The organism is Salinispora pacifica CNR114 (assembly GCF_000514775.1).
GTDB classification, from domain to species: Bacteria; Actinomycetota; Actinomycetes; order Mycobacteriales; family Micromonosporaceae; genus Micromonospora; species Micromonospora pacifica.
Genome location: NZ_AZWO01000001.1, coordinates 238745 through 258637, shown reverse-complemented (window position 1 = coordinate 258637; position 19893 = coordinate 238745). Strand labels below are relative to the sequence as shown.

21 protein-coding genes are annotated in these 19893 nt (G+C 71.4%); 10 read left to right on the top strand and 11 right to left on the bottom strand.

What is annotated here, in order from left to right; all coding sequences use genetic code 11:
• Window positions 1-197: 197 nt before the first annotated feature.
• Entirely contained in the window at window positions 198-1646 is a 1449-nt protein-coding gene (locus B118_RS0101295) for a glycosyltransferase family 39 protein (RefSeq protein WP_018810090.1), read from the top strand.
• 88 nt (window positions 1647-1734) lie between these two features.
• Here the strand turns inward: B118_RS0101295 and B118_RS0101290 are convergent, their stop codons facing one another.
• Together B118_RS0101290 and B118_RS0101285 are read right to left on the bottom strand one after the other, a co-directional pair.
• On the bottom strand, window positions 1735-3261 hold the full coding sequence (locus tag B118_RS0101290; protein ID WP_018222779.1) for a sensor histidine kinase: 1527 nt from the start codon (window positions 3259-3261) through the stop codon (window positions 1735-1737).
• A 25-nt stretch (window positions 3262-3286) separates the two neighbouring features.
• Entirely contained in the window at window positions 3287-4318 is a 1032-nt protein-coding gene (locus tag B118_RS0101285) for an SIS domain-containing protein (protein ID WP_018222778.1), read from the bottom strand.
• A 185-nt stretch (window positions 4319-4503) separates the two neighbouring features.
• Here B118_RS0101285 and B118_RS0101280 point away from each other — a divergent pair, with 185 nt between their 5' ends.
• Window positions 4504-6318, top strand: coding sequence for a tetratricopeptide repeat protein (locus B118_RS0101280; protein ID WP_018810091.1), 1815 nt, complete (start codon window positions 4504-4506; stop codon window positions 6316-6318).
• A 21-nt stretch (window positions 6319-6339) separates the two neighbouring features.
• Here B118_RS0101280 and B118_RS0101275 read toward each other — a convergent pair whose 3' ends face one another.
• Entirely contained in the window at window positions 6340-7917 is a 1578-nt protein-coding gene (locus B118_RS0101275; protein ID WP_018222776.1) for an MDR family MFS transporter, read from the bottom strand.
• A 103-nt stretch (window positions 7918-8020) separates the two neighbouring features.
• Here B118_RS0101275 and B118_RS0101270 point away from each other — a divergent pair, with 103 nt between their 5' ends.
• On the top strand, window positions 8021-8611 hold the full coding sequence (locus B118_RS0101270; RefSeq protein WP_018810093.1) for a TetR/AcrR family transcriptional regulator: 591 nt from the start codon (window positions 8021-8023) through the stop codon (window positions 8609-8611).
• Between the two features lie 13 nt (window positions 8612-8624).
• On the opposite strand, the gene B118_RS0101265 is transcribed toward B118_RS0101270, so the two are convergent.
• Window positions 8625-9128 carry a GNAT family N-acetyltransferase gene (locus B118_RS0101265; protein WP_018222774.1) on the bottom strand — a complete coding sequence of 168 codons (504 nt, stop codon included), beginning with the start codon at window positions 9126-9128 and terminating at the stop codon, window positions 8625-8627.
• Window positions 9125-9346: a biotin/lipoyl-binding carrier protein gene (locus B118_RS0101260; RefSeq protein ID WP_018216856.1), complete on the bottom strand. Its 222-nt coding sequence runs from the start codon at window positions 9344-9346 to the stop codon at window positions 9125-9127. The genes B118_RS0101265 and B118_RS0101260 overlap by 4 nt, the downstream gene beginning before the upstream one ends.
• 264 nt (window positions 9347-9610) lie before the next feature.
• Here B118_RS0101260 and B118_RS33805 point away from each other — a divergent pair, with 264 nt between their 5' ends.
• The gene (locus B118_RS33805; RefSeq protein WP_372492465.1) at window positions 9611-9685 is read left to right on the top strand and encodes a 50S ribosomal protein bL37; all 75 of its coding nucleotides are present in this window, start codon (window positions 9611-9613) and stop codon (window positions 9683-9685) included.
• Window positions 9686-9782: 97 nt separating this feature from the next.
• Here B118_RS33805 and rsrA read toward each other — a convergent pair whose 3' ends face one another.
• From rsrA to B118_RS0101235, 5 genes are all read right to left on the bottom strand, one after another.
• A complete protein-coding gene (gene rsrA, locus B118_RS0101255; protein ID WP_018810094.1) occupies window positions 9783-10070 on the bottom strand; it encodes a mycothiol system anti-sigma-R factor in 288 nt (95 codons plus the stop codon).
• Window position 10071: 1 nt separating this feature from the next.
• A complete protein-coding gene (locus B118_RS0101250) occupies window positions 10072-10878 on the bottom strand; it encodes a sigma-70 family RNA polymerase sigma factor (protein ID WP_018810095.1) in 807 nt (268 codons plus the stop codon).
• A gap of 205 nt (window positions 10879-11083) precedes the next feature.
• Window positions 11084-11752, bottom strand: coding sequence for an alpha/beta hydrolase family protein (locus B118_RS0101245; protein ID WP_018222771.1), 669 nt, complete (start codon window positions 11750-11752; stop codon window positions 11084-11086).
• Window positions 11753-11804: 52 nt separating this feature from the next.
• Window positions 11805-12194 carry a WhiB family transcriptional regulator gene (locus tag B118_RS0101240; protein WP_026185718.1) on the bottom strand — a complete coding sequence of 130 codons (390 nt, stop codon included), beginning with the start codon at window positions 12192-12194 and terminating at the stop codon, window positions 11805-11807.
• A gap of 191 nt (window positions 12195-12385) precedes the next feature.
• The gene (locus B118_RS0101235) at window positions 12386-13105 is read right to left on the bottom strand and encodes an SOS response-associated peptidase (RefSeq protein ID WP_196230317.1); all 720 of its coding nucleotides are present in this window, start codon (window positions 13103-13105) and stop codon (window positions 12386-12388) included.
• Between the two features lie 105 nt (window positions 13106-13210).
• Here B118_RS0101235 and aroA point away from each other — a divergent pair, with 105 nt between their 5' ends.
• From aroA to B118_RS0101215, 4 genes are read left to right on the top strand one after another with little or no spacing between them, the layout of a single operon-like run.
• Window positions 13211-14512, top strand: a complete 1302-nt coding sequence (gene aroA / locus B118_RS0101230) for a 3-phosphoshikimate 1-carboxyvinyltransferase (RefSeq protein ID WP_018810096.1) — start codon at window positions 13211-13213, stop codon at window positions 14510-14512.
• On the top strand, window positions 14482-15606 hold the full coding sequence (gene rsgA, locus B118_RS0101225) for a ribosome small subunit-dependent GTPase A (protein ID WP_018222767.1): 1125 nt from the start codon (window positions 14482-14484) through the stop codon (window positions 15604-15606). The genes aroA and rsgA overlap by 31 nt, the downstream gene beginning before the upstream one ends.
• A 25-nt stretch (window positions 15607-15631) precedes the next feature.
• The gene (gene hisN, locus B118_RS0101220) at window positions 15632-16450 is read left to right on the top strand and encodes a histidinol-phosphatase (RefSeq protein WP_018810097.1); all 819 of its coding nucleotides are present in this window, start codon (window positions 15632-15634) and stop codon (window positions 16448-16450) included.
• Between the two features lie 59 nt (window positions 16451-16509).
• On the top strand, window positions 16510-17433 hold the full coding sequence (locus B118_RS0101215) for a hypothetical protein (RefSeq protein WP_018222765.1): 924 nt from the start codon (window positions 16510-16512) through the stop codon (window positions 17431-17433).
• Here the strand turns inward: B118_RS0101215 and B118_RS0101210 are convergent.
• Window positions 17388-18590: a glycosyltransferase gene (locus B118_RS0101210; protein ID WP_026270418.1), complete on the bottom strand. Its 1203-nt coding sequence runs from the start codon at window positions 18588-18590 to the stop codon at window positions 17388-17390. The two genes, B118_RS0101215 and B118_RS0101210, sit on opposite strands and share 46 nt — an antisense overlap.
• Window positions 18591-18765: 175 nt before the next feature.
• Here B118_RS0101210 and B118_RS0101205 point away from each other — a divergent pair, with 175 nt between their 5' ends.
• On the top strand, window positions 18766-19338 hold the full coding sequence (locus tag B118_RS0101205) for a DUF5709 domain-containing protein (RefSeq protein ID WP_018810099.1): 573 nt from the start codon (window positions 18766-18768) through the stop codon (window positions 19336-19338).
• Between the two features lie 94 nt (window positions 19339-19432).
• Window positions 19433-19888, top strand: coding sequence for an ATP-binding protein (locus B118_RS0101200; protein WP_026185714.1), 456 nt, complete (start codon window positions 19433-19435; stop codon window positions 19886-19888).
• Window positions 19889-19893: the final 5 nt, after the last annotated feature.

Sequence of the window (19893 nt, the reverse complement as noted above, 5' to 3'; positions counted from 1 at the left end):
GGACAGATCGCGCTGCGCGTGCGGCCGAAGTCGACGTGGCGACGGGCCACGAAGTAGCGAACAACGGCGGCAGCCATGACGTTATGCTGCCACGGCGTCACCGAAGCAGCCAAGGTTCGCGTGCGGCATCCCACATCACGGTCGGCGGTGTTCCGGTCCGGCCCCGGTGGGCTCGCCGCTGTGCGAGGCTCAGCGGCATGGGCACGCGAACCGTGCCGCAGCTGCCGGTGTGGCTGCCGCCGGCGCTGCTGACGCTCGCGGTCACCCTCACCGACGTGGCCGGGGCACAGCTCTGGCGAGATGAGTTGGCGACGTGGAGCGCCGCCACCCGCCCGCTCGGCGACCTGGTCCGGCTCGCCGGCACTATCGACGCCGTTACCGGGCCGTACTACCTGCTGATGCACCTTTGGGTGGCCGGAGCGGGCGATTCGGTGGCCGCCCTGCGGCTGCCGGCCGTGCTCGCCATGACCGCCACCGCGGCGCTGACCGCGCTCCTCAGCGCCCGGCTGTATGGTCGGCCGGCCGGACTGCTCGCCGGCCTCCTCTTCGCGGTGCTGCCCAGCACCTCCCGGTACGGGCAGGAGGCCCGCCCGTACGCGCTGGCCACCGCCCTCGCGGTCCTGGCGACGCTACTGCTGGTCACTGCCGTGCACCCGCGGCCGACGGGACAACGGGCCCGACGTCGGCTTCGCTGGGCCGGCTACGCCGTCGCGCTGGCCGCGCTGGGCCTGACCCACCTGGTCGCTCTCACCCTGCTCCCGGCCCACGCGGTGGTGGTGCTCGCCGCCCGGCGGCGGCACCCCGACAAGCACCTCGTCGGGTCCTGGCTGCTGGCGCTCATGCCCGTGGTGCTGTTGGTCGGTCCGCTGCTCTGGGTCGCCCACGGCCAGCACGCCCGCCAACTCGACTGGGTGGACCCGGCCCGCCCCGCCGATCTCGCCGCGTTGGCGGGCGGGGTGACGCAGAGCGGGGTGGTCGGTGGCCTGCTGGTCGGGCTCGCCGCACTCGGTGCCGCAGCGCTGGGGCGCGCGGCGCTACTGCCCGGGTTGGCCGTGCTCCTGCCGGTGCTGCTGGTCTTCGCCGTCGGCGCGGTTGTCCCCCTCTGGGTACCCCGATACCTGGTCTTCGTGGTGCCGTTCGGCTGCCTGCTGGCCGGTGTCGCCCTGACCCGGGTGCCGTTTCTACCGGCGCTGACCATCGTGGCCCTGGCCGGAGCGCTCGGCCTGCCGGCCCAGACGGCGCTGCGGCGGACCCACGAGTGGCCCCGTTCGGCGCTGGTCGACTACGCCGGGGCGGCCCAGATCGTGGCGGATGGGCAGCGCCCCACCGACGCGGTCGTCTACTCGCCCCGGGAGGGCTGGCTCTTCCTCGACCTGGGCCTGGCCTATCACCTGGGCGAGCATCGCCCCCAGGACGTGCTGCTCTCCGCCAGCGCCGCCCGCCGGGGTGACCTGTGGGCCGCCGAGTGTGCCCGACCGGCCCAGTGCCTGGCCGACGCGGATCGGGTCTGGCTGGTGCTGGCCGGTCGGCACCACGACCCGCTGGCCGCCGTACCCGGGGCGAAGGGGGCGGCGCTGCGCGACGGGCGGATGGTCGAGCAGGTCTGGCACCCCCCTGGCCTGACCGTCGCCCTGGTACGCCGTTAGCCGCCGCATCGCCGGCCGGCACCCCGCGGTTGGCCGGCGCCGCAGCACCCAGGTCACGCCGTCAGCCGACACGGAGCTCCCCGGGTGGTCACAGCCGGTTGAGGGGAAGGACGAGCAGCGCCTCAGTGCCGCCGCTGGCGCCCGTCCGCAGTTCGATCGTGCCGCGCAGTTCCCCGGTGACCAGCGCACGGACGATCTGCAGACCGAGGCTGCCGCCGCGCTCAGCGTCGAAGCCCGGCGGCAGTCCACCACCGTTGTCGGCCACCGACACATACAGGATCTTGCGAAACCGATGCGTCGAGACCACCACCTCGGGGGAGAAGCCGGCGGCTCCGGACTGCTCACCAGCCTCGTCATCGGCGGGGAACCCGTGCTCGACGGCGTTCAGCAGGAGCTCGTTGAGCACCATCACCAGCGACGTGGCGAGTTCGGCGGTGAGCACGCCGAAGCTGCCCTGACGGCGCATCCGGACGGTCGACTCGGTCGCCGCCACCTCGGTCGCCGCGCTCGCCACCCGGTCCACGATCCCGTCGAACTCGACCACCTCATCGTTGGACATGGAGAGCGTCTCGTGTACCAACGCGATTGAGGCGACCCGGCGCACCGACTCCTCCAGCGCGATCCGCGCCTCCGGCATGGCTACCCGGCGGGCCTGCAGCCGCAACAGGGCGGCGACCGTCTGGAGGTTGTTCTTCACCCGGTGATGGATCTCCCGAATGGTCGCGTCCTTGGTCATCAACGCCCGGTCCCGACGCCGGACCTCGGTGACATCGCGGACCAACACCAGCGCGCCGATCGGCACTCCGGCGGGGATCAGCGGTAGCGCCCGGGTCAGCATGGTCGCCCCGCGCGCATTGATCTCACGGCGGGGCGGCGCCTCGCCCCGAAGCGCGGCAAGCACCGCGTTGGCCGCGTCGGTCCCCTCCAACGGGTCGTCGGCGAGGCGGCGGTGCAGCGCCGCGAGGTCCTCCCCCACCAGGTCCGATGCGTAGCCGACCCGCCGGTATGCCGACTGCGCGTTCGGGCTCGAATACGTCACCCTGCCGCCCGCGTCCAGCCGCACCAACCCATCGCCGACCCGGGGAGCCGAGGTGGTCTCCCCCGGGTGCCGGGGCGGCGGAAAGGTGCCGTCGGCGAGCATCTGCGCCAGGTCGTCCGCCGTGGTCAGGTAGTTCAGCTCCAGCTGGCTGGGGGTCCGGGCGGTCGACAGGTTGGTGTCCCGGCCGACCACGGCGATCACCTCGGCCTGCTCACCGTCGTCGGTCCGCAGCCGTACCGGGATCGCCTCGTGCCGCGCGGGCACGTCCCCGTACCAGACCGGATCGCCCTCCCGCCAGATCCGGCCCCGCCGGTAGGCGACCTCCAGGTGGTCCACCTCCGGCCCACCGGTGATTCGACCTACCTGATCATCCTGGTATGCGGTGGGCGCGGTGGTCGGTCGAACCTGGGCCACGCAGAGGAATGTTCCGTCCTCGCCCACCGGTACCCAGAGCAGCAGGTCGGCAAAGGACATGTCAGAGAGCAGCTGCCAGTCGCCCGCGATCCGGTGCAGGTGGTCGATGTCGGCGGGACGCAGCTGGGTGTGCTCGTCGGCGAGGTCGCGCAGCGTGGACACGCCGCCCAGCCTGCCACGCCGGGGCTCACATCGTCGCGGTGACCTTCTTCAGGCCCCGGGGCGCGTCCGGGTCCTCGCCTCGGGCCAACGCGAGCGCCAGGGCCAGGCGCTGCAGCGGCAGGATGTCCAGCAGCGGTGCGTACCGCTCGTCAACCTCGGGAACGGCGATCCGCGTCGCGGTGGGCACCTCCGCCGAGCCGACCACCACCACATCGGCGCGGCGCTCGCCGAGCCGTGGCAGCACCTCCCCCATTGCCTGGCCGCCGGGGCCGGATCCGACCACCGCGAGCACCGGCACGTCCGGATCGGTCATGGCGAGCGGACCGTGCAGCAGATCGGCACCGGAGAACGCGAGCGTCGGTAGGTACGAGGTCTCCATCAGCTTCAGCGCGGCCTCGCGCGCGGTGGGGTACGCGTACCCCCGGCCGGTCGTGACCAACTGTGCGGCGAAGCGGTAGCGGGGGGCGAGCTGGGCAGGCGTCGGATCGGCGAGGGTGTGCGCGGCGAGTTCGGGCAGCATGTTGAGGACGGTCTGTTCGGCGGCCGGCAGTACGCCGTCGCCAGCCCGGATGCCCTCCACCAACATGAGCAGGGCGAGCAGCTCAGCCGTGTACGTCTTGGTGGCGGCCACTGCTCGTTCATGCCCGGCGGCGATGTCCACGCTCAGCTCCGCCGCCTGGGCCAGCGGCGAGTCGGGCGCATTGGTGACCGCGAGGGTGAGCGCGCCGGAGTCCCGGGCGGCCTGCAGCACCGCGGTGAGGTCCGGGGAGCCGCCGCTCTGGCTGACACCGACCACGAGCGCGGCGGAGAGGTCCGGCCGGGCGCCGTACGCGGTGATGGAGCTGGGCGAGGCGAGCCCGGCGGGCAGACCCAACCGGATCTCGGTCAGGTAGGTGCCGTAGAGCGCGGCGTGGTCTGAGGTGCCGCGGGCGGTGAACACCACATGCCGCGGTCGGTGCGCGGCGATGGCGGCGGCGACCCGGGCGATCGGCCCGGCATGCTCGGCGGAGAGCAGGCGGGCGTACGTGGCCGGCTGCTCGTCAATGTCGGCGGCCATGCCGGCCCCTGGACGCGTCACAGAAACTCCTCCTGGTGCGCGATTCCCGCGCGCTTATGTTCAGTCTTGCACTTTTTAGCGCCGAAGCGCAACACAACGAACAGCAGCCCGCAGTCATCCCTAAAAATCCTCACTATCACCTACGCTGACCGACCGGAGCGCATACCACCACGGCGGGAGAAAAGGTGTCCCCGGACAAGCGAGACCTGCCGGCGGCGGAGGAACTGACCCTGGCCCGACTAGCCCTCACCGAGGGCGATCTGGCGCACGCCGCCGCCCACATCGCGGGGGCGCTGGCGCAGGCGCCGACCCTCCCCGAGGCCCACGAGTTGCTCGCCCGGCTCGCTGCCGTTTCTGGCGACGGACTCGCCCTCTTTCCCCTGCACCAGAACGTCTTCGTCGGGACCGTCGTCGCCCGGGCCCACCTACTCGCCGCCGCCGGCCGGCCCGCCGAAGGGTTGGACCTGCTCGTTGCGGCCACTGGCCACGCGCCGGCCGAGCCGTGGGCCGAGGTGCCCTGGGTGACCGCGCCGGACCTGGCCGAACGCCTCGGACCCGAGCGCACCGCCCAGATTCTCATGCAGATCTGCGCCGCGACCGCCGACCCGGTTCCCCGAGCCGGCCGAGCCGCCCTCACTCCATACCTCGCCCTGGCCCGCCACGCGGTGACCGCCCACCAGGGACACGCGCTGCTGTTCGGGGCCGCCTCCGCACTGGCCCGCCGGCTCGGCGAGGTGGCGCTCGCCGTCCAGTGGGCATCCCAGGGGTTACGCACCAAGCCGTCGAAGATCGGCGAGGTGTGGCTCGGGTACGCCTATCGAAGCGCGGGGCGGATCCCAGACGCTCTCGCGGCGCTGGAACGTGCCGTCGCGCACGACCCGGACGACCTCGCCGTCTATGCCGACATCGCCGGCACCCTCGGCGACCACGGACGGCTGGACGAAGCACTCGACTGGATCAACCGGGCACTCGCCCGGGACCCGACGTTCGACTGTGCGGTGCACACCGCGCAGCGGCTGCGCTTCCGGCGCGACGGCGATGTCGCCCACCTGGTCGCACTGGCGGATTTCATCCGGGAACACCCCGAGGATTCCCACGAGCACACCGACCTCGCCGAATCCTGCGCCGGCCAGCCCTGGCTCGGGCAGATCACGCCGGCAGTCGGCCCCGCTGTTGACGCGCTCCGGGCCAACCATGCCGGCGGGCAGCTGAGAGCCACCATCCGGCTCGGGTCGCCGGTGCCGCCGAGCGCCCTACATACCCTCACCCGGGCCGCGCCCGGCCTGCGCGTCCAGCTGACGCGGGGTCCGGGACCGGACCCGCGCGAGCCCCGACGAGCGGTGGACTGGCGCCTGTGGCGACACGACGGCACACCCGCCATCGAAGCCCCCTCGCCGCTGGCCGCGGACCACCTCCGGCAGTTCGTGCATCCGGCGTGGCCCCACCCACCGGCGGCGTACGACGCCGGCGTCGCCCTGGCCACCCTGGACCTGACCGACCTGCTCGGTCTGCTGGCCCATCCGCCGGCCACCCCACCGACCACGCTGGGCCGGGTCCTCGACGAGCAGGACCCCTCTCTCTGGGTCCGCAGCGTTCAGGTATGGGCCTGCCTCGGGCTGCTGCACCACCGCACCGACGAGCCGTGGCCGACCTCCACCCGCCGGTCGGTCCTGCTGGACCTGGCCTGGGGCGTCGAGGACTGGGCCACCGAAGCCGCACTCTTCGCCCTGGTCACCGTCGCCTGGGTCGACCCGACAGTCCGCCCCGAGGTCGCCGCGGTGGTCGCCGAACGACTCACCGATGTGGTTGAGGTGATGCGAACCCGCCCGGTCCCGATCGCCCGGTCCCTGGCGCACCTGGCCCTGGCCACCCCGGACCTGGCCCCGGAGTCCCGAGCGCTGGCCCAGGCCCTGGCCGGTGGCCGGCCACCAACTCCAGCAGCGACCGGACGGCTACGCCGTCTCTGGCGAGGCCTTACGACGATCTTCCGCCGCCGCTGACCTCGCCGGGCCGAGGCTGGGTCAGCGGTGGGTGTCCGGACGCTGGCGCTCCGCCTCGCCGGCCGGCACCGGGATGTTCTCGGTGCGCAGCGGAATCTCCCGGATGAGCCAGGCGAGCATCGGTACGACGACGGTGAACAGCAGGGCCCACAGGAACACGTGCGAGATCGCGTCGGCGAGGCCACCGAGGACCAGTTCCCGGACCGCCTCCGGTAGCTCCCGAAGCTTCGCGAGGTCCATCGCCGCCCCGGCCTCACCGCCACCGAACATCCCGCCGGCGGGGGAGCTGGCCAACCGGCTGGCGAAGACGGCCCCGAAGAGCGAGATGCCGAACGAGCCGCCGATTGACCGGAAGAAGGTCGCCGCACCGCTGGCCGCGCCCAGATCACGCTGCTCAACGCTGTTCTGCGCGATCAGCATCGTCGTCTGCATGAGAAAGCCCATGCCGACGCCGAGCACGAGTAGGTAGAGCGAGGACTCCGCCACCTCGGTCTGCGCGTCGAGCCGCGTCAGCAGGACCATGCCAACACTCATCACCGCACCGCCGATGATCGGGAAGACCCGGTACCGACCGGTCCTGGTGATCGTCCGTCCCACCACCAACGACACCACCAGCATGCCGAACATCAGCGGCAGCAGAAGCAACCCGGATTCGGTGGCTGAGGCGCCCTGCACGGTCTGCTGGTAGAGCGGCAGAAAGCTCATCGCCCCGTACATCGCGAAGCCGAGCAGGAAGCCGATCACCGAGATCAGCGCGAAGTTGCGGTTCGCGAAGAGCGACAGCGGCAGGACCGGCTCGGTGGCCCGCCGCTCGACGACCGCGAAGAAGGCGAGCGAAGCCACCGCGAGAACCACCAGGCCAACGATCTGTGGCGAACGCCAGGCGTACTCGTTGCCGCCCCAGGTGGTGATCAGCACGATCGCGGTGATCCCGACCGCGAGGAGTGCGGCACCGAGCCAGTCGATCCGGTGCTCGGTGCGGTGCCGGGGCAGACGCAGGGTGGCGACGAGCAGTACCAGCGCGGCCCCGCCGAGGGGCAGGTTGACATAGAAGGCCCAGCGCCAGGAGAGATGGTCGGTGATGAAACCGCCGACCAGCGGGCCAGCTACCAGGGCGATCGCCATGATCCCGGCGATCATCCCCTGGTAGCGGCCCCGCTCACGGGGCGGCACCAGATCGCCGATGATCGCCAACACACCGACCATCAGGCCACCCGCGCCGAGGCCCTGCACCGCACGGAAGGCGATCAGCTCCATCATCCCGTCATCCGGCCCGCCGAGCAGCTCGGAGCCCGCCATTCCGCAGAGCGCGGACCCGACCAGGAAGATCACCACCGAGGTGAGGAAGATCGGCTTCCGGCCGAAGAGGTCACCGAGCTTGCCCCAGATCGGAGTGGAGACGGTGGTCCCGAGGACATAGGCGGTAACGACCCAGGTGAAGTGGTCCAGCCCGCCGAACTCACCCACGATCCTCGGCAGGGCGGTGCTGACGATCATGTTGTCCAACATCGCCAGCATCATGGCGATCATCAGGCCGAAGAGCACGATCCGAATATTCGGTCGCCTCAGCGCCGGGGCTGCCTGGGTTGCCTGGGTCATACGTCGTTCCCCTCGGGGTGGTGAGCTTACTTGCCGACCGGCTAGCCACCTTACTAGCCGTACGGTAAGTTGGGGTGCCGACGACAGTCAAGCGGATCAGGTGATGACAGTGCGGGAGAGCACCGGCAGCACGCGGGAACGAATCAAGACCGTCGCCCTGGAGCTCTTCACCGAGCAGGGCTACGAGAAGACCTCGCTCCGCGAGATCGCCGAACGGCTCGACGTGACGAAGGCAGCGCTCTATTACCACTTCAAGAGCAAAGACGAGATCGTCAACAGCTTCGTCGAGGACCGCCTCGATCAGCTGGATGACCTCGTCGCCTGGGCCAAGGCGCAACCCGCCACGCTGACCACCCGACGGAACATCATCGGTCGGTACGCGGACACCATGTGCGCCGGGCAACACTCGTCGGTGATGCGCTTCTTCGAGCAGAACCAGACCGCGTTACGGAGTCTCGCCGCCGGCCAGCAGATCCGGGAGCGGATGTTCCAGCTGGCCGACCTGCTCTGCGGCGACGACTCCTCCCCCGAGGCCCAACTCCGGGCCACCCTCGCGCTCTTCTCCGTACACAGCAGTTGGTTCGGGGTACGGGCGCCCGGCCTGACCGACCAGGAACGAAGGGGGGTCGCCCTGAAGGTGGCCGATGAACTCATCACCGCCATCGGCCCACCCACGACCGACGACCCCCGCTAACCCAGCCGCCAGCTCAGGCGGGCAGCGAGAGCCGCATTCCACGCAGGAGCACATCGGCCACCGGCGACCAGTCCAACTCCGGTGCCCGAATGAACCCCCGCCGCAGATAGAGCCGCTGTGCCGAGGCGGCGAGGCCATCCCGGATGCAGATCACCAGCGCCGAACAGCCCAACTCGGTCGCCCGCGCCACGCACGCCTCCACCAGAGCCGCGCCAACCCCCCGGCCCTGCGCTGCCGGGTCCACGGCGAGCATTCGGAACTCCGCCTCACCGGCTCCGGAGAGCTCGGCAAAACGAGTACCGGGCAGCACGAAGAGGACCGAACCGAGCACGGCTTCGGTGCCGGCGTCCACGGCAACCAGCACCTCACCGTGCTCCACCCGAGCCGGGACGTCGGCGAGCACAGCCGCGTACCCGTGCTCGCCCTTGAGCTGTCCGTCCGCCTCGTAGGCGGCGACTGTCAGCCGGGCGACCGCGGCATGGTCGGCCGGCTCGACGGGACGGACCAGGACACTCAACCGATCACCGCGATCAGGTCGCCGTCCTGCACCACGTCCCCCTCGTTGACCGCCAGCTCCTGCACGACGCCGTCGGACTCGCTGACGACCGGGATCTCCATCTTCATCGACTCCAGGATCACCAGCGTGTCCCCCTCGGACACGGTGTCCCCGGCCGACGCGACGACCTTCCAGACGTTCGCCACCATCTCGGCGCGGATCTCCTCGGCCATCTCCACAGCCCTTTCTCTCGCGACTGTCCTGCCGACGTATCCAATCATGAGCCGGGCCGGGACGGGTGGCCACGCCAAGACCCGATCCACAGCCAGTTTCGCGCCGGGACGCCCGAGCACCCCCGAGAAGCAGCGCGCGTGCCCTCGCCACGGCGGCGCCGCGGGGCGGGCCCGCCGGCCGACGGCAGCAGCACTAGGGTCGGACGCGTCCGGTTTTCCCGTCGCGGCGGTCGTGCTGCCGCGGCGCCCACGAACCACGAGGAGGTCACCATGGCCAAGAGGGCCCGGAAGAAGAAAGCCCGTAAGAAGGGCGCGGCCAACCACGGCAAGCGCCCCAACTCCTGAGTCGCCGCCACGACCAGGCCCAGCCGGCTCGGCCAGCGGGGACAACGGTGGCCCGGACCGAGGTCGGTCCGGGCCACCGCGGCGTCACCCCGGTCGGTCAGTCAGCCAACTCTCGCGACTCGCTACTGCCGAAGACCACGAGTTCGGCGATCTTGCTGCGAAGCCGCTCGCGAAGCTGGTCCGGAGCGGTCTCGTTACCGCAGCAACGGGCCACGAGCGCCTGAACCTCCTGCTCGATGCCGTATTCGCGCAGGCATGGCCCGCACTCGTCGAGATGGTGTCGGATCAGCTTCCGCCGCTCCTCGGCGCACTCCAGGTCCAGGTAGAGATAGACCTCCGCCAACACCTCGCGGCAGTCCGTCTCGTGCGGCTCTCCACAGCTCACGTCACACCCCCCGGCCGGTCGAGCCCTTGGCCGACGACGCAGAGCTGAAGCCCCGCTCGGCCGCGTACTGCTCCAGCAGCTTGCGCAGATTACGACGACCGCGGTGCAGGCGTGACATCACCGTGCCGATCGGCGTACCCATGATCTCGGCTACCTCCTTGTAGGAGAAGCCCTCGACGTCGGTGAGGTAGACCGCCAGCCGGAACTCCTCGGGTAGCTGCTGGAGGGCCTGCTTGATGTCGCTGTCCGGCAACCGATCCAGTGCCTCCGTCTCCGCGGAGCGCAGCCCGCTGGAGGTGTGCGACTCGGCCTCGGCAAGCTGCCAGTCGGTGATCTCCTCGGTCGGCGCCTGAATCGGCTGCCGCTGCCGCCGCCGGTAGGAGTTGATATAGGTATTGGTCAGGATTCGATACAGCCAGGCCTTCAGGTTGGTGCCCTGCTCGAACTGGTGAAAGGCCGCGTACGCCTTCAGATACGTCTCCTGGACCAGGTCCTCGGCATCTGCCGGGTTGCGGGTCATCCGTAGGCCGGCTGCGTAGAGCTGGTCAACGAAGGGCATCGCATCCCGCTCGAAGCGGGCCCTGCGCTCGTCCGTCTTCTCGGTGGTCAACCGCACATCCCCTCGCGTCGGCTGTTTCCTCGCCGAGGATACGTGTACCCGCTCGCCGACAGATTCACTTCCGCCCAGGTGCCCGACCGAGACCCCGGCTACCGACGGCACCGCTGCCCAGTCCGGCCCCTCCAGCACACGGTGTAGCCGCCGCGTGTCCCGATCGTCCAGCTCCCGGGCCTGCGTCTCGACCGGCATCGGCCACCCCCTCGTCGGAAAAGTCGTCCGCGGGGTGTAACGCAGGTCGGCGGGGCGGGAATTCCAGCCATCGGCCCCCTTTCCTGGTCCCGGCCCGACCTCGGCGGGGACCGGAACTGGGACCAGGAAGGGCCCGGGAGGACCGGCGCCGCCGCCGGGCTGGGCGGGCGGCGCCATCCAAAGCAACGAGAGTCTCCCACCGCGGTCACGCCTCATCGGTGCGGTCAGGCGGTGCGGCCCCACGCGACGACCCATCCGGGGGGCGGGTCCAGCCACCGGCTCGTAGCCAGTCGAGGACCACCGTCGCCGTGCCCAGCGGATCCCTGCGCAGCTCATGCCGCTCCCCCGGCCGGGTGATGACGTGCACCGTCGACACCGCGGCGACCGGTATCCCGAACGGATCCCGGTCGCCGTTCACCACCACCGTCGGCACGTTGGCCGGCAGCTCGGCGGCGCGAGAACGCTCCGGTCGGCCCGGTGGGTGCAACGGAAACGCCAGGGCCACCACGCCGGCTGCCCCCACCGCGTCGGCGGTACGGCAGGCCACCCGGGCGCCACTGGAGCGGCCGCCCACCACCAGCGGAACCTTGGGACACCGCGCCCGAAGTGCGGACAACACCACCGTCCAGGCCGCGTCGAGCTGCCGCGCGGGCGCGGGCGCGCGCCGCCCCGCGAGCCGGTAGGGCTGAGTCACCCGGGCAACGACCAGACCGGCGGCCAGCGCGGCGTCCCGCAGCGCGAGCAGGTCCGGCGCATCCACCCCGCCGCCCGCCCCATGACCGAGCACCAGCAGGGCGGACGGCGAACCGACGGGCCGGTCGAGGTCCACCCCGGCCGGCCCGTGCGGGGTGTTGATCTCCTCGGTCGGCGACACACCACCATTCTGACCGTCGCAACACTGCTCCGGGCACGCGGCGCACCGACCCCTAACCGCCGAGCGGCACCGGGGTCAGCCGCCGGCCCCGGACCAGCGGCCGGGCGGCGTCCGTGAGCGCGGGCTGACCCTCGCCACGCCAGGCGACGAGCATGGCCCGGCGCTCGCGCGGGGTGGTGCCACCCCACACGCCGTAGCAGTCACCGACCTCCAGCGCCCAGGCGAGACAAGCCCCCTGGACATCGCAGGTGTGACAGAGCGCGATAGCGGCGTCCGCCGGCTCGTTTGGCGCCGGAAAGAAAGTTTCCGGGTCAACGCTCTGGCACAGGCCTCTGGTACGCCATGCCTCGTCTTGCTGGCGCTCGTGCAGCGCCCGCAACAGGCGCGTGTCACGTCGTGCCGCAGCAACCTCGTGTGGACGGGGCATACGTGCCCTGGTCATCCACCCACCTCCCCCGTGGGACCGGAAATCTCGGGCGCAACTCGCCGCATGTGAATCGACGCCCACCACCGGCGATCTGGTGTATCGCACTTTTTGACGTCGATACAAGGGGTAGCGGGAAAAAGCTAAAAAAAACAAGAAAGTTTTGCTCTTAAAACCGACAAATCACCTGACCCTAAGTCACGGATACGTCAGAAAAGTGTCTCCTCTCCGAGCCCGCCGCCACGCCGGTGCGGCACCGACGCGGTGACCCGTTCGACGAGGCCCGGGCCGTCGTTACGGACATTGCCAACCGCCGGCCCGACCGGACGGATCTCCAACCCGGCCAGCCACTCCAGCGACGGCGGGGCGAGCAGATCCACCGGCCCGTCCATGGGCCCCAGCCAGGCACCCCACCGCTCGGTGGGCAGCAACAGCGGCATCCGGTCATGCACCTCGGACAGGTCACCACGGGCGGCGGTGGTCACGATGCCGCAGGTGAGCAACGGACCGTCGGGGCCCTCCCACACCGACCAGATGCCGGCGAAGACGACCGCCGAGCCGTCCCGGGGAGTCAGGTAGTACGCCTGTTTGCCACCCGGGTGACGGACCCACTCGTACCAACCGTCCGCCGGCAGCAGACAACGGTGACGGGCGAAGGCACGGGCGTACGCCCGACTGGTGGCCACCGTCTCAGCCCGAGCGTTGATCATGCGAGCAGCGCCGGCCCGGGAGCGCGACCAGGCCGGGACGAAGCCCCAGCGCCCCAGGGAGAGTGTCCGCTGGCCGGCCGCGGTGGCCCGAACCAACGGCACCGGATCGGTGGGGGCGACGTTGTAGGCTGCGCTGAGCCGACCGCCCGTTTCGTCGTACGCCTCGAACATCGCGCTCAGGTCCCCCGCGGACCGGGTCGTCGCGTATCTCCCGCACACACCCGACACGCTAGCGCCCCAACCGGTCGCCCGCCGTCCCGCGAACCGAGCGAACAACCGGGGGTAGCCGTCAGTAACGGTTCGTGCAGGCGGCAGAATGTAATCGTGGGACATCTGACCGCTACCCGGCCGCTGCGGCCGTGGACCGCGCCGACCGCCTCGGATCCGGTCTCGACGGCGCTGCGCCTACCCGGCTCCAAGTCACTGACCGCGCGTGCCCTGGTGCTCAGCGGCCTGGCTACCGGCCCATCGACGCTTGCCCGGCCCCTACGGGCCCGGGATACCGAGTTAATGGCCAACGGGTTACGGGCGATGGGTGCGCACGTCTCGATCAGCGACGACGAACGCTGGCTGATCCGGCCGCACCCGCTGGCCGGACCGGCACACATCGATGTCGGACTCGCCGGCACGGTGATGCGCTTCCTGCCCCCGGTGGGGGGCCTCGCCGACGGTCGAATCACCTTCGACGGCGACCCGCAGGCCCGCCAACGTCCGCTCGGACCGCTCCTGGACGCACTGCGCCACCTCGGCGTCCGGATCACCTCGCCGGCCTCCGGGAGTCTGCCGCTGACCGTGCTCGGTGCCGGAAGCATTCGCGGCGGCGAGGTCGTGATCGACGCCAGCGCCTCCAGTCAGCTCGTCTCCGGGCTGCTATTGGCGGCGCCCCGCTTCGACCGGGGGGTGGTCGTTCGACACGTCGGCCCACCGGTGCCCTCCGCGCCCCACCTGCGGATGACGGTGCAGATGCTGCGAGCCGCCGGTGCCGCCATCGACGACACCATCCCCGACGTCTGGACGGTCGAACCGGGCCCACTGACCGGCCGGGGCTGGAAGATCGAACCGGACCTCTCCGGCGCGGTCCCCTTCTTCGCCGCCGCACTGGTCACCGGTGGTGAGGTAACCGTGACCGGCTGGCCGGGCGGCAGCGTCCAACCAGTCGAGCGGCTCCGCGGGCTGTTACAGGAGATGGGGGGCGAAGTGTCGCTCTCCACCGCCGGGCTGACCGTGCGGGGCACCGGCAGCGTGCACGGCCTGACTGCCGACCTCTCCGACGTGAGTGAGCTGACCCCGGCGTTGACCGCGCTGGCGATGCTCGCCGACTCCCCCTCCCGGTTTACCGGGATCGCCCACATCCGGGGGCACGAGACCGATCGAATCTCGGCACTCGCCCGCGAGTTCACCGCGCTCGGCGCCGACCTGACCGAATCCCAGGACGGGCTGGCGATCCGACCCCGGCCGCTCCGCGGCGGAGTATTCGAGACCTACCACGACCATCGAATGGCGCACGCCGCCGCGATCGCCGGGCTGGCCGTGCCCGGCATCGAGCTGAGCGACGTTTCCTGCACCTCGAAGACGATGCCGGAATTCCCGGCGCTATGGTCGGCGATGGTAACCGGCAAGAGCTGAGGGGAGCTGTCCTGGCGACGAGGCGGCGGGAGTACGACGAGGACGACGTCCGGATTCGGCCCGGCAGGTCGTCACGCCCGCGTACCCGAAAGCGTCCGCGCCACGCGGACGCGGTCGAGGGGTTCGTCATCGCCGTGGACCGCGGCCGCTACACCTGCGTGCTGGCGAACGTCGACCCGAGGCAGGCACCGGTGACCGCGATGCGGGCCCGGGAGTTGGGTCGCAAATCCGTCGTGGTGGGCGACCGGGTCGGGCTGGTTGGCGACACGTCCGGCGCGCCCGGGGCGCTGGCCCGGATCGTGCGCATAGCCGGCCGCAGTTCGGTGCTGCGACGTACCGCCGAGGATGACGCGACCACCGCCGAAGGGCGACTGGAACGGGTCGTCGTCGCCAACGCCGACCAGCTCGTGATCGTCAGCGCACTGGCCGATCCGCCACCCCGGACCGGCTTCATCGACCGCTGCCTGGTGGCCGCGTACGACGCCGACATCGAACCGCTGCTCTGCCTCACCAAGGCCGACCTCGCCGGACCGGAGGAGGTGCTCGGGTACTACGCCGAGTTGGCGCTGCCCTCCGTCCTGATCTGCCCCGACTCGACCCTGGACGCGCTACGCGGTCTCCTGGCCGGACGGATCTCGGTACTGGTGGGGCACTCCGGCGTCGGCAAGTCGACACTGGTCAACCGCCTGGTCCCCGCGGCCACCCGGGCAGTCGGCCAGGTCAGCGCGATCGGTCGGGGCCGGCACACGTCAACCAGTGTGGTGGCGCTCCGGCTGCCACCGGTCGCCGACGCCGCCGAGGGCTGGATCATCGACACCCCGGGGATCCGCAGCTTCGGGTTGGCCCACGTCTCCGCCGAGAGCCTCCTACACGGCTTCCCCGACCTCGCCGAGGGGGCAGCCGACTGCCCGGCGAACTGCCCACACACCGCCGGTGAGCCGCTCTGCGGGCTGGGCGCCCGGGTCGCCGTCGGCCAGGCCGACCCACGCCGGCTGGCCTCGTACCGGCGGCTCCTCGCCTCGCGCACGGGCGAGAGCGAGCCACGCACCAAGCCGGGTTCCCGAGACCCGGGTAGCCCGCCGGCGGAGAGTTGACCAGACCGGCACTACTGTTCCCAGGATGAAGGGTTACGCCGCCGACATCACCCTCGCCCACCGCCTCGCGGACGCCGCCGACGCGGTCTCCACCGCCCGGTTTCGCGCCGTGGACCTGCGAGTGGACACGAAACCAGATCTCACCCCGGTCTCCGACGCCGACACCGCGGTCGAGCAGGAGATTCGGGCTCTACTCGGCGCCGAGCGCCCCGACGACGGCCTACTCGGCGAGGAGTACGGCGAGCAGCCCACCGGCCGACCAGGCGGGCGGCAGTGGGTGATCGACCCGATCGACGGGACGAAGAACTTCGTTCGCGGCGTACCGGTGTGGGCCACGCTCATCGCCCTACTCGAGGGGGACCAACCGGTCGCCGGTCTGGTCTCCGCACCGGCCCTGGGGCGGCGCTGGTGGGGGGCGCTCGGCGAGGGGGCGTACGCGGGCCCGGACCAGGCGTCCGGCGCGCCGATCCAGGTATCGGCGGTGGCCGAGCTGACCGACGCCAGCTTCTGCTACTCCTCGCTCGACGGCTGGGAGGAGCGCGGGCGGCTGCCGGCGGTCCTCCAGATCATGCGGGACGCGTGGCGCAGCCGGGCGTACGGCGACTTCTACGGATACATGCTGCTGGCCGAGGGCGCGCTGGACATCATGGTGGAGCCGGAGCTGTCGCTGTGGGACATCGCCGCGCTGGTACCGATCGTGACCGAGGCGGGCGGCGCCTTCACCGACCTGGCCGGCCAGCTCGCCCCGGGGGCCGCCGGCCCCGGCGGGATCAGCGCGGTCGCCACGAACGGTCCGCTGCACAGCGACGTCCTCGCCCGCCTGGAGCGAGCACCTGCGCGCTGATCTCGGTCAGCCTCTATCCTCGCGCTGTGGTTTCCTCCGGTTGGTGCTTCCTCGCGGCAATGATCATCGCGTACGGGCTCGCCAACCTACTCCAGTCGGTCGCGGCGGCCCGCACCACCGTGCACCACTCGTTCGACCCGGGGTTGCTGCTGCGACTGGCCGGACACCGCACCTACCTGCTCGGTCTGGGCTGCCAGGTCGGCGGTTTCGTGCTGGCCTTCCTGGCCCGACGGGATCTGCCGCTCTTCCTGGTGCAGGCCAGCATGGCGGCGGGGCTCGGCGTGACCGCCCTGCTCGGGGTACTCCTGCTGAGGTGGCGACTACCCAGGGCGGAGGTCGTCCTGCTGGTGCTGCTCGTCGCCGGGATCGCCGGACTGGTGCTCTCGGCCCGGCCGGCACCCTCGCGGCAACTCGGCACCGCCGGCCTGGTAATCCTGGCGGCGACCCTGGGCGTGATCGCCCTCCTGGGCTTCTTCGCGGTACGGCTGCACGGCGCGCCCGGATCGGTCGCGCTCGGCTCCCTCGCCGGCCTGGCCTTCTCCGCCGCGGCGGTGGCGGCCCGACCACTTGCCTCGACCCACTCGGCGGAGGAGTTCCTCGGCAATCCGCTGTTCTACCTGCTGGTGGCCCACTCGGTCATCGGCCAGCTGTTACTCGGCCTGGCGATGCAACGCGGGTCAACCACGGCCGCAGTGGCCGCGATGGACGCGGCCGGAGCGGTGCCGGCAGCCATCATCGGGCTACTGCTGCTCGGCGACCAGATCTGGCCGGGACGGGAGTGGCTGGCCGCAGCCGGCTTCCTGGTCACCCTCGCCGCCGTGCTCGGGCTGACCCGATACGCGGAGCCGCAGCACCAGCACGCCGCGACCGGTAGGCGGGAACGGGTCGTGGTCAGCGTTGGCCGGGCCAGCTCAGCGCCGCCGGGGCGGTTGAGCGCTCAGGCGGCCTCAACCGGGGCGCGACAACGGACCACCCGCTCGTAGAGCCGCTCCAGGGCAGCACCGGTCCGCTCCCACGTGTAGCTACACCGCACCCGGTCCACCGCGGCGTGCCCGTACGCGAACCGCCCGGCGCTGTCGGCCATCAGCTGACGCAGCGTCACCCCCAGGGCACGTACGTCCCCCGGCGGAACCAGCCGTCCGGTGACCTCGTCCACGACGGCGTCGGCGATCCCACCCATCGCGTACCCGACGACCGGCACGCCGCAGGCCATCGCCTCCAACGACACCCGGCCGGCCGACACGTAGCCCGACGTACACGCCACCACGTCCGCCGAGCGGTACCAGGTGGCCAGTTGCTCGTGCGGCACCGCCCCCACCAGAGTCACCTGGTCGGCCACCCCGTTGTGTTCGGCCAGTTCCAGGAGTTGGCGTGCCTCGGCGTGCCCAGCGAGCCGCTCGCCTGGCGGGCCGCCGACGATCACCAGTTCCGCGTCGCCGATCATCCGGATCACCCGGATCAAATCCTCCTGGCCGTGGCCAGGGTCGAGGGTGGTCACGGAGAGGATCCGCGGTCGCGCCGCACGCGGCGCCGCCTCCCCGTCCGGGTGGAACAGCTCCGCGTCCACCCCTGGTGGGACCAACGCCACGGAGGCACGTTGCAGACCCAGTCGGGCCAACTCGTCCACCTCGTCGTTGGACTGAGCCACCGCGATGTCCACCACGCGAACGAGTGCCCGCTCCAACGGAATTCGCTCCGGTGGCGCCCCGTAGCGCGTACCGAGACGGCGCAGCTGTTCCAACCCGAGCGAGTGGAACGTCTGCACGATCGGGATGTCGGTCTCGCGAACGGCGTGCGCGGCGGCGAGCCCACCGAGCCAGTAGTGCCCGTGCACCAGTTCCGGCACCCAGTCGTCCGCCCACCGACCGGTCAGCCAACGGCCGTACTCGGCGACGTGGCCAACCAACTCGCCGGTGGGCACCGCCGCGGCGGGACCGACCGGGACCCGCTCGACCAGGTAGCCGTCCGCCGTCGCCGTCGCCGCCTGGTCCGGGGCGTCGTGGCGCTCGTAGAGCCGGACGTCGTGCCCCCGCCCGGCGAGTTCGGCGGCGACCCGGGCGATGTGCTGATGGGTTCCGACTGACAGGCCACCGGCACGCCGGGACGGGTCGGCGTGCGCGCAGACGAGACCGACGCGCATGGTCACCTCCAGGCATCGTCACAGTGGCGGGTCCTCCCGGTCAGAGGGTCCCATTACCCCGGGGTCGGGGAGCCGAAACTGGCGGATCGGCGGCGGAGCGCCACCAGCACCACAGACTGACGACAGCGGCCGGAGCGACGGTTATGAGACGTGGGGCAGCGGGTAGAGCATCGGCATGCGCGACGACGAGTACCCGACTCCGGTGTCCGACCCGGAGGCGATGGGCCTGCCTGACACCGCCGACGACGACTCGACGGCGAAGGACGATGTCCGGACGGGACGGGAGGCAGACGGCCCGGACCCGGCTCAGCTACCCGGAGACCGGATACCGGTCGCGGTCGACCGGTTCGGGACCACCGCCGACGAACAGCTCGACGGCGAGTCGTTGGATGCCAAACTCGGCCGGGAGCGGTACGAGCGGCCGGCGGATGATCCGTTGTCCGGCCCGGTGGACCCGGACATCGCCGCCGAGGCGAACAGCCCAGAGCAGGCCGCCCAAGCCCAGCTCGACGCGGACGTGTTCGAACCGGGGCCCTCCTCCGATCCGAGCTCCCCGGTCTCCCTCTACGACCACGGCCTGCTCGGTACCGGGGCCGACGCCCAGGTGGGTCGGCTGGTTGAGCCGGACGAGGGCATCCATCCCGACCAGGAGACCGACTCGGTCGCGTACGACGCGGGTTCGGCGGGAGGCGGTGCGAGCGCGGAGGAACTGGCGGTCCACGAGACCCGCCCGCCGCCGGCGGTCTAATCCCGCGGCAGTCGGCCATCGATCCGGGTAGCGACCCTGGCGTACGGTGAAAATTGCCACTATTCCGCACCGTGACCCCCTGCCGGGAAGGGCCATGACGAACGTAGACCCGGACCTACCGCGCACGGCTACGCCCCCGGAATCCTGCCTGTTGATCGCCGTCACCTTCGACCAGGGAGAGGTGACCCGGCTCCGCCACTCGGCCGCCGCGTGCGCGCACGCGGCGGGCCTACGGGGCCAGCGGCTCAACGACTTCGTGTTGGCGGTCAACGAGCTGACCACCAACGCGGTTCGCCACGGCGGCGGCCGCGGGTCGCTACGGATGTGGCAGCAGGCCGGGAGCCTGGTCTGCGAGGTCTCCGATCATGGGGACGGGGTCAGCAGCCGGCTCCTCGGAGTCCACCACCGCCCGGCCCCGGAATCGGTCGGTGGCTGGGGGCTCTGGCTGGCCCGCGAGCTGAGCGACACCATGGACGTGGCGTCCGACCGGGCCGGCACGGTCGTCCGCATCACGACCCTCCTGCCGATCCCACACGCCGCTCCCGACTAGCCGGG

Bases quoted from the DNA above. Each gene is read 5' to 3' on its own strand.
- B118_RS0101285 (WP_018222778.1), bottom strand. From the start codon at position 4,318: ATGGCCGCCGACATTGACGAGCAGCCGGCCACGTACGCCCGCCTGCTC.
- B118_RS0101215 (WP_018222765.1), top strand. From the start codon at position 16,510: ATGATCATCGCGTACGGGCTCGCCAACCTACTCCAGTCGGTCGCGGCG.
- hisN (WP_018810097.1), top strand. From the start codon at position 15,632: ATGAAGGGTTACGCCGCCGACATCACCCTCGCCCACCGCCTCGCGGAC.
- B118_RS0101205 (WP_018810099.1), top strand. From the start codon at position 18,766: ATGCGCGACGACGAGTACCCGACTCCGGTGTCCGACCCGGAGGCGATG.
- rsgA (WP_018222767.1), top strand. From the start codon at position 14,482: ATGGTCGGCGATGGTAACCGGCAAGAGCTGAGGGGAGCTGTCCTGGCG.
- B118_RS0101210 (WP_026270418.1), bottom strand. From the start codon at position 18,590: ATGCGCGTCGGTCTCGTCTGCGCGCACGCCGACCCGTCCCGGCGTGCC.
- B118_RS0101295 (WP_018810090.1), top strand. From the start codon at position 198: ATGGGCACGCGAACCGTGCCGCAGCTGCCGGTGTGGCTGCCGCCGGCG.
- B118_RS0101240 (WP_026185718.1), bottom strand. From the start codon at position 12,194: ATGACCAGGGCACGTATGCCCCGTCCACACGAGGTTGCTGCGGCACGA.
- B118_RS0101250 (WP_018810095.1), bottom strand. From the start codon at position 10,878: ATGCCGGTCGAGACGCAGGCCCGGGAGCTGGACGATCGGGACACGCGG.
- B118_RS0101200 (WP_026185714.1), top strand. From the start codon at position 19,433: ATGACGAACGTAGACCCGGACCTACCGCGCACGGCTACGCCCCCGGAA.
- B118_RS0101275 (WP_018222776.1), bottom strand. From the start codon at position 7,917: ATGACCCAGGCAACCCAGGCAGCCCCGGCGCTGAGGCGACCGAATATT.
- B118_RS0101270 (WP_018810093.1), top strand. From the start codon at position 8,021: ATGACAGTGCGGGAGAGCACCGGCAGCACGCGGGAACGAATCAAGACC.